Annotated in this window: 4 protein-coding genes; all 4 read right to left on the bottom strand. The window is 47.3% G+C overall.

Annotation, left to right across the window (positions count from 1 at the left end; genetic code table 11):
* Window positions 1-610: 610 nt before the first annotated feature.
* The 4 genes from NFR98_RS15230 to NFR98_RS15215 all read right to left on the bottom strand — a co-directional run bounded on the left by NFR98_RS15230 (window position 611) and on the right by NFR98_RS15215 (window position 7,168).
* Entirely contained in the window at window positions 611-4,135 is a 3,525-nt protein-coding gene (locus NFR98_RS15230; RefSeq protein WP_151681489.1) for a YhaN family protein, read from the bottom strand.
* The gene (locus tag NFR98_RS15225; RefSeq protein ID WP_251460524.1) at window positions 4,135-5,406 is read right to left on the bottom strand and encodes a metallophosphoesterase family protein; all 1,272 of its coding nucleotides are present in this window, start codon (window positions 5,404-5,406) and stop codon (window positions 4,135-4,137) included. Before NFR98_RS15225 ends, NFR98_RS15230 begins: the two co-directional genes overlap by 1 nt.
* Before the next feature lie 123 nt (window positions 5,407-5,529).
* Window positions 5,530-6,096: an NADPH-dependent FMN reductase gene (locus tag NFR98_RS15220; RefSeq protein ID WP_151681487.1), complete on the bottom strand. Its 567-nt coding sequence runs from the start codon at window positions 6,094-6,096 to the stop codon at window positions 5,530-5,532.
* Window positions 6,097-6,109: 13 nt separating this feature from the next.
* Window positions 6,110-7,168 carry an LLM class flavin-dependent oxidoreductase gene (locus NFR98_RS15215; RefSeq protein WP_251460520.1) on the bottom strand — a complete coding sequence of 353 codons (1,059 nt, stop codon included), beginning with the start codon at window positions 7,166-7,168 and terminating at the stop codon, window positions 6,110-6,112.
* Window positions 7,169-7,477 lie beyond the last annotated feature (309 nt).

Raw genomic sequence — 7,477 nt, 5'->3', positions numbered from 1 at the left:
GTTTTTTACGTGTTTCCTTTGAAATCCTTACACTTTATATTCGACAAAAGTAGCCAAAATCCTTGTCAAATCTGGAATTTTTGCTTATTCAGCAAGCCCTACTTATATCTTAACAAAGGAGTGGCTTTCATGGCTCTTTTTTTTTCAAAAAAAATCATCCTTTTCCGTTTTACAATATTTACCACAGGAATGAGTAGCTTAATCTATTGAAACCCGCCCAAAACCGACCAAAGCGGAAAAATTTAGACACTTATAATAAATAAATTTACCCCATTAAAATCAAAAAACTCACAATTTCTTTTTACATTTGTCATAATGTTCCTACAAACGTCTTCTTTCTTTAGTGGAATAAATCAACGACCTTTAATTGTCTGACTGCTTACAGTTTCAGGGGATATAGCATTTTGGCAAGGGCTCTTAATATGTCCTTTTGACACGCTGTAAAAACAATTTAGCTTCTTTTCTACCATGAATTGTCCTTAAGGCTGCCTCTTATAGCCATCTCGGCCGGGAACTGTCTTTTAAATCTATAAAAATTGAAATTTTACCTAAAATTCCCTTTCCCGTCGTTTAACAAACGCTGCCCTAACCACTTTGGGGCTGCCCTTTATTAATGCAAAACAGCTTCACGCCCGTGGAGTGCCAAAAATTGGACGGCTTCCTGCGGGGCGATTTCATTCATCATGTCAACAAGACGCTCATGGTGCGTAAAGAAAATGATTTGCGTATGGGCAGAGAGCTCGAGTAAAACTTTCAGTGTTTCTTTTGAACGCTCGTCGTCGAAATGGACGAGAATGTCATCAACAATAAACGGCAGCGGTTCATTTTCGGCAGCGAATTTTTCAATACTGGCCAAGCGGAGCGAGAGATAAAGCTGATCCGTCGTCCCGTCGCTCATCCCGGAAACCGGCACTTTTTCGCCGTTTTCGCGGACGCCCATCAATACCGGTTCGTCCTGCTCATTATAATCGACCGTCAAGCCAGCAAAAGAACGCAGCGTTAATTGCGCAAAAATTTCACTCGCACGCCTTAAAACCGGATTTTGGTTTTGGCTCCGGTAAAATTCAATTCCCTTTTGCAACAGGGCGGAAGCAAGTTTCACCTGGATATACTGTTCTGTTAAGCTTGCAATTTTCGCATGTATGCTTTCCTTTTCCTGCTCGGCTTCGACTGTTGCAAGATTTGCCCCCTGGATTTTTTTTTCATATTCCTTTTTCACCGCGCCATATTCCTGCTCGACTTGGGAACGGACAAGCTCAAGCTGTTCGAGTTCGCGTTCCGTTTCATCCAGATCTGCGTCAATACGGTCTGTGTCAATCCGGGCTGCTTCATCTACCAATTCCTGCAGCGATCTCCCTCCGCCGGCATCCAATATTTCCGCTTCAATTTGCTGAATGCCTGTTTCATATTCTTTTTTCTTCAGGAATGTTTTTTCGATCTGCTTCAATTCTTCAATCGAACCGCATCCGGCCTGATGGAAAAGACCTTTCAAAACAGCGGCAGCTTCTTCCATCGCGTCTGCTTCTTCTTTTTTCTGCCGAAGCAAATTGTCCAGTTGGCGCTTGCAGTTTTTCAACTCCACTTCGTCCTGCTGTGCTTTTTGTAAAATCCTATACATTTCGGCCACAGCCATCCCGGCGTTTTCACCGTTAAAACCCAGATTCGCATCTTGCAACATATGCTGCACTTTTTCTTCAAAAAGCTCCATCTGTTTACTGATCGATAACTGTTCTTTTTCGGCCTGCTTGAACGCGTCATAAATCCGCGCACATGTTTCATACTGGCCGAGCAAGGTTTCGGCGACAGTCGGGGGTGCATCTTTGGCAATGGCTGTTCCTTCGACGGCACGCACCCATTGCCCGAACCATTCAGCGCGTTTTTTCTCTACATCCGTTTTCTCAGCCGCATTCTCTTCCACTTTTACTTTTAAGCCTTGGATAGCAGCCTCCAGGCTATCTTTTTTCGAGGCGTGTCCGCGGATTTGTTTCAACTGTTTTTCAGCGAGGCTGACCAATTCCACAAGCGGCTGCGACTCTGAAACTTCGGTAAATGCCTTTAAAACCGCGGAAAGCGCATTACGGCTGCGGTTGCGGCTATTTTCCAGTTCGCGGATCTTTCCGAGCGTTTTTTCATATTCCTGTACAAGACCTTTAATTTGCGCATGTTTTTGCAGCCATTCCCGCATTTCTGCGGGTGACAGCGGCGTGATCTGCGCCGGCGCCCAAAGCTTGTGCCATTCCGCTTTCCATGCTTGCAGTGATTCCTCAAGCCGGCTTTTTTCAGCTTTTAAAGCGTCTATTTTCTCCCGGCATTTTTCAATATCGGCTAAAAGTTTGTTCTTTTCCCCGACTTTTTCCGCTTCCATCCTCAACGTGTCGGCAATCCGGTCGGCATCGCGGACATGGGTTTCGTAAAGCGATTCAATCGGCTTCCCCTTTGTATACTCTTCCAGCCTTTCATTCCATTTCCCGGTCTCCAGTTTCGCGCGGATCAGCCGCCAGCCCGTATCCCGTACTGCCCGGGCCGCCAGTAATTTCTCCTCTGAAGGGATCTCAGCAAGCGAATCCAACTTACGGATCCTTTCTTCAGATGCTTCAATTTCCTCTTCCAGCTGCCTGATTTTACTTTGCACCAATTCAAGCTCCCGGCGCAATCCGTCCTCTTCTTTTTCAAATCTCTTGACCGTTTCGGCTAGAACAGGGACCGGCAGTTTGACAAGTTCTTCCGCCCCGCCGTCCCACAGCGGCAACAGCCGGATTTCTTCTTCAATTTGCTGTTCTTTTTGCCTGCAATCGGCGTATAGTTCCTTGAGCGCATCTTCCAGGTTGCCTGCACGATTGACTTGGTTCAGCAAGGCTTCCAATTCACCGGCACCCGGCAAATCCGGCATGGCAGCCAATTCCTCCAGTTTTTGCGCCAATTCTTTTTCCGATTTTTCACTCTCGCGTTGTAATGTTTCATATTTCTGGTCCAGCAAAGGCTTTTCCTTGCAGAGCCCGCGGATCATTTCTTTTTTGACGGACGTTAGGCGGTAATCATCAATATTTTCCAGTGCCGCACGGGCCGGGTCAATCTCCTTCATGGCGGAAATCAACTGGGCTTCCAACTGCTGCTTTTTTCCCTCCAGTTCCGGCAAAGCTTTTTCATGATTTTGATATGCCTGCACTTCGCGGTACAACGCATGAATCGTTTCGGCCTGTTCCAAAATCTTCTCGGGGATGGAAATTTGCTTGATTTCCGCCTCGATTTCAGCCAGCTGCTGCTCAATTTTTTCCTTGCTTGCCTTCGCCGCATTCCATTTATTTTCAGCAGCCATCCGGACATCGGAAATGTCTTCCGGCAAATCCGGAACCGTGCCGAGCGCTGCCAGTTTTTGCTTCAGATCCTCACGCTTCGCAATTTTCGGCAGGATCCATTTGACCCGCTGCAATTGTTCTTTTTTGCTGCGCAAAGTTTTCATCCGTTCAATGGTCGTGTTGATTTCTTTTTCCGCTTCCCGATAGCGCTCTTCAAAATCATTCCAGGACCGCACTTTCAGCTGTTGTTCGTTGATTTTTTTCGTGAGTTCCTTTTCCCGCTTCAGCAGCTTATTGAGTTCAGGGACGGAACCCGTTTTCTTATAAAGTGCGCCGGCCTGTTTTTCAAAATTTTCAAGAATGCTGCGCAACACATTGATGCCGGATGCGGCCGAGAAAAAACTTTCCCCGGCGCTGCCGCCGCTTTGCAAAAGGCTTTCCCCGCCTTCGCGGAGCCGGACATGGTCAAGGGCGAACATATTTAAAAACTGGGATTCGGGTATATCATGCAAAAAGGCGGCTACTGTTTTTTCAGGAATCGGATTGCCGTCCAAATCAAGGACCGTATCTTTTCTCCCTTTCCTGCGGATAAACTGGACGGCTTCCCCTTTTGAGTTGCGCAGCTGCCCTTCAATCCTTAATTTGGAATTGCCGTGGAGAAAAGCATCATTCGTTTTTTGCGGAAATCCGTATAAAAAATGCGTGATCGAGCGGAGTGTTGTGCTTTTGCCCGCTTCATTCGGGCCGTAGAGAATATGGAAATTTTTCGACGGATCAAATAAAAGCTCGTAATCAGTAAAATGACCGAACGCACGCAAATTCAGGTAATCAAATCTCATTATGCTCCCACCCCCGTTTCCATTAAGGAATAGAGAATAAAATCTTCCACATCTTTCAACCGCTTTTTAATCAAACCCGGATCGGAAAAGTCAAATCCGTCTTCCCCTTCTTTCAGTTCATGCGGGATCGCCTGCCGGATATCCCGGAACTCATCGAGTAGTGACTGCAACATTTCTTCATCTTCTGCCGCCTCACGCATAAACTTCAGAATCATTCCGACCGGCGACTGTTCGGAAATGAAGGCCCCGCTATCGTTCAGCCCGGCCGTTTCGATTTTTACCTTTTCGACCCAAATCTCTCCGAATCCGGCCTCAAGCGAAACCGACCGCAATTGATTCAAAACCAGGTCTTTTTTCGCAATCAGTTCCCTATGTATTTTCGTTGCGCCCAAAAATTTAAACCGTACCGCCAAATAGCAGCCGTCCGCTTCCTCGTATTTTCTTTCAAGCGCTTCGCGGGCCGCATCCAACAACTCGTCCACCGTCTCCATCCCGCCTGCATCAATCGCGCATAATTCCCATCTCAGCACATCAAGCGGGATTTGCTCCATCTTTTCAATCGCGCCGTCTTTCACTTCCACATACGTGCAGCCTTTTTCCCCCGTCTCCCGGATATGCCGGCCCTGGATATTTCCCGGGAATAAAATGACCGGATCATACGGATGAAGCAGTTCACGCAAATGGATATGGCCGAGCGCCCAATAATCATACTGCTTCTCTTTCATATCCTCAATCGTGCATGGCGCATAATTTTCATGGCCTTCACGACCTGTTGCACTCGTATGTAAAATGCCGATGTTAAAATACCCTTCCTTTTTAGGCGGATAAAGTTTAACGAGATTCTCTCCCACCGCTCGGGAGGCAAAACCCTGCCCGTGAATCGCAACGCCAAGCTCGTCAAGGGTAACTGTACCAGGCGCTTTTATCGGGAACTCATAAACATTATCCGGCAGTTTCAGCACTTTTGTCATGATATTGGCCGCATCATGGTTGCCACGGATCAGGAATACCCGGATCCCTTCTTTTTGCAGGCGGACCATCTGGCTTGTAAAAAACAAACCGGTATTGTAATCTTTCCAGTCGCCGTCATACAAATCCCCGGCAATGACAATAAAATCGACATGCCTTTTGATCGCCGTATCGACTAAATTTTTAAACGCTTCCCGCGTCGCACCTCGTATTTTTTCAACCGGCGCCCCCTCGTACTGTTCCAGGCCGACCAATGGGCTGTCCAAATGAATATCAGCCGTATGGATAAATGAAAAAGACAAGCTCGTCCCCTCCCAATCCGTACCGTTTCTAGTTATCTACTATTTTACCTTTCCTGTTCGGGGAGAATCAAGAAAACCCGGATGGCAGATGCAGGCAAAAAAACAGCGGAGCCCGTTCTCCGCTTAAAATCCGTACGCCGCTTCTTTCGCCTCGCGGATTTTTGCATACGTTTCCGTCAGCATCACGGTATCTTCCACAAGGCGGTTGATGCGGAACAGGATATCATCGTTGACAATTTCTTTCCGGTAAAAATCCTTTTCTTCAATGAAAACATAGCTCTGGACAATCTGCGCTTTCATATAGGACAAAATCGGCTTAATCTGCTGTTCGGCAATCAAGTAATGTTTTGGCGAGCCGGCTGTTACGATGATGCTTGCAACTTTATCGCGGAGCGCTTTTTCCGGCAGCAAATCAAAAACATTTTTCAGCGTCGCCGGGATCGAAGCCTGGAAAATCGGTGTGCCGATGATGACGGCATCCGCTCCCATGACCGTCTGTGCGACATATTTCGTATCCCCTTCATATTCCATATAGTTGCGCCCGTCGCTGAACTGGACGTCGTATTCGGCCAAGTCAAGCAGTGTGGCTTCAGCTTCCGGATATTTTTCATGGATCACTTTTACAGCATAGTTCATCGCCGTCCTTGTTTTCGAGCCGACTCTTGACCCCGAAAGTACAACAATTTTCATGTATGTTTCCCCCCTATTTCTTTGCTGTGTATTTTCTCACCGCAGGCAAAATTTCCGTCGCAATGATTTCAATGTTTTTCCTGATTTTATCAAACGGCACCCCGCCGAAATCCATTTGTGCAATATAACGCTGGTGCCCAAACAATTCATACTGGTAAATAATTTTTTCGATAATTTGCTGCGGGCTACCGACATTCATCACATCGCGCGTATCCGCCCCTTGTGCAAACAGCTGTTTTGGAAAACCGCGGCCGTTCGTCAGCTTCATGCCTTCATGAATATGCGGGTAATACTCTTTCAGTGCCTGCTGGGTCGTTTCTGCGGCATAAAAGAATCCGGCCGTCGCAACCGGCAACGTTGCGGGGTCAAATCCTCTTTCCCTTGCAGCTTCGCGGTACGCATCAATCGACCTTTTAAAACTGGATGCCGGTCCGCCGAGCATTGCAATGAACATCGGAACGCCTGCAAATCCCGCTTTAATGGCGCTCGCAGGAGACCCGCCAACTGCACGCCATATTGGGAGCCAGCCATGATACGGGCGCGGCAGCACTTTTGCATTTTTCAACGGCGCACGGTACTGCCCGCTCCAATTGACGATTTCTTCTTCGTTGATCTTCAGCAACAGTTCAAACTTTTCTTCAAATAATTCTTCATAATCGCGGATGTCATAGCCGAGCAGTTCAAACACGCCGACCCTTGACGCCCGTCCGGCCACAATCTCGGTGCGCCCTTTTGAAATGAGGTCGATCGTCGCAAAATCTTCGTATACGCGCACCGGGTCCAGTGTACTGATAATCGTTGAGGCACTGCCAATTTTAATTTTTTTCGTCGCCTGCGCAATCGCCGCCAAGACAACGGTGTGTGCCTGCGTCGTAAAATATTCCTGATGGCTTTCGCCGACGCTGAAAAAATCAACCCCGGCCTCTTCGGCAAGTTTTGCAAACTCAATGATTTCATCAATCCGCTGCACGGCCGGAATGCGCTCGCCTGTATGGGGATTGGTAAGATGATCCCCGAGCGTGTAAACGCCAAATTCCAATCCTTTATTCGGATCAAGACGGTATTTATCCATTGATCATTCCTTCTTTCTATCCAGTTTAATCGCAAATGAAAATGTTTCTTATTTAGATTATAATACGAAGTTAGATCATACGCACTTTATAGGTATTGTTGTATGTGTCAAGTTTTTCTCGATAAGGTTTAAATATCGGGATTCCAAGACACTCTTTTTGTACACTTTCGTATAGATTGATAACGGGGGTGTTGATGCGCGCGAAATTCACTCGCTTTCCGCGGGCGGCCGACGAGCCTCCTCGCTCGTACCTCGCTGCGGGGTCTCTCCTGGCCCGCTTTTCCCGCAGGAGTCTCGTAAATTTCGCGC

The sequence above is a fragment of the Weizmannia agrestimuris genome (assembly GCF_943193165.1).
GTDB lineage: Bacteria > Bacillota > Bacilli > Bacillales > Bacillaceae_C > Weizmannia > Weizmannia faecalis.
Note: the sequence above shows the minus strand (reverse complement) of the source record. Positions and strands in the feature narration are given on the sequence as shown.

Excerpts from the sequence above, each read along its gene's own strand:
- NFR98_RS15230 (WP_151681489.1), bottom strand. The coding sequence starts at position 4,135 with ATGAGATTTGATTACCTGAATTTGCGTGCGTTCGGTCATTTTACTGAT.
- NFR98_RS15215 (WP_251460520.1), bottom strand. The coding sequence starts at position 7,168 with ATGGATAAATACCGTCTTGATCCGAATAAAGGATTGGAATTTGGCGTT.
- NFR98_RS15220 (WP_151681487.1), bottom strand. The coding sequence starts at position 6,096 with ATGAAAATTGTTGTACTTTCGGGGTCAAGAGTCGGCTCGAAAACAAGG.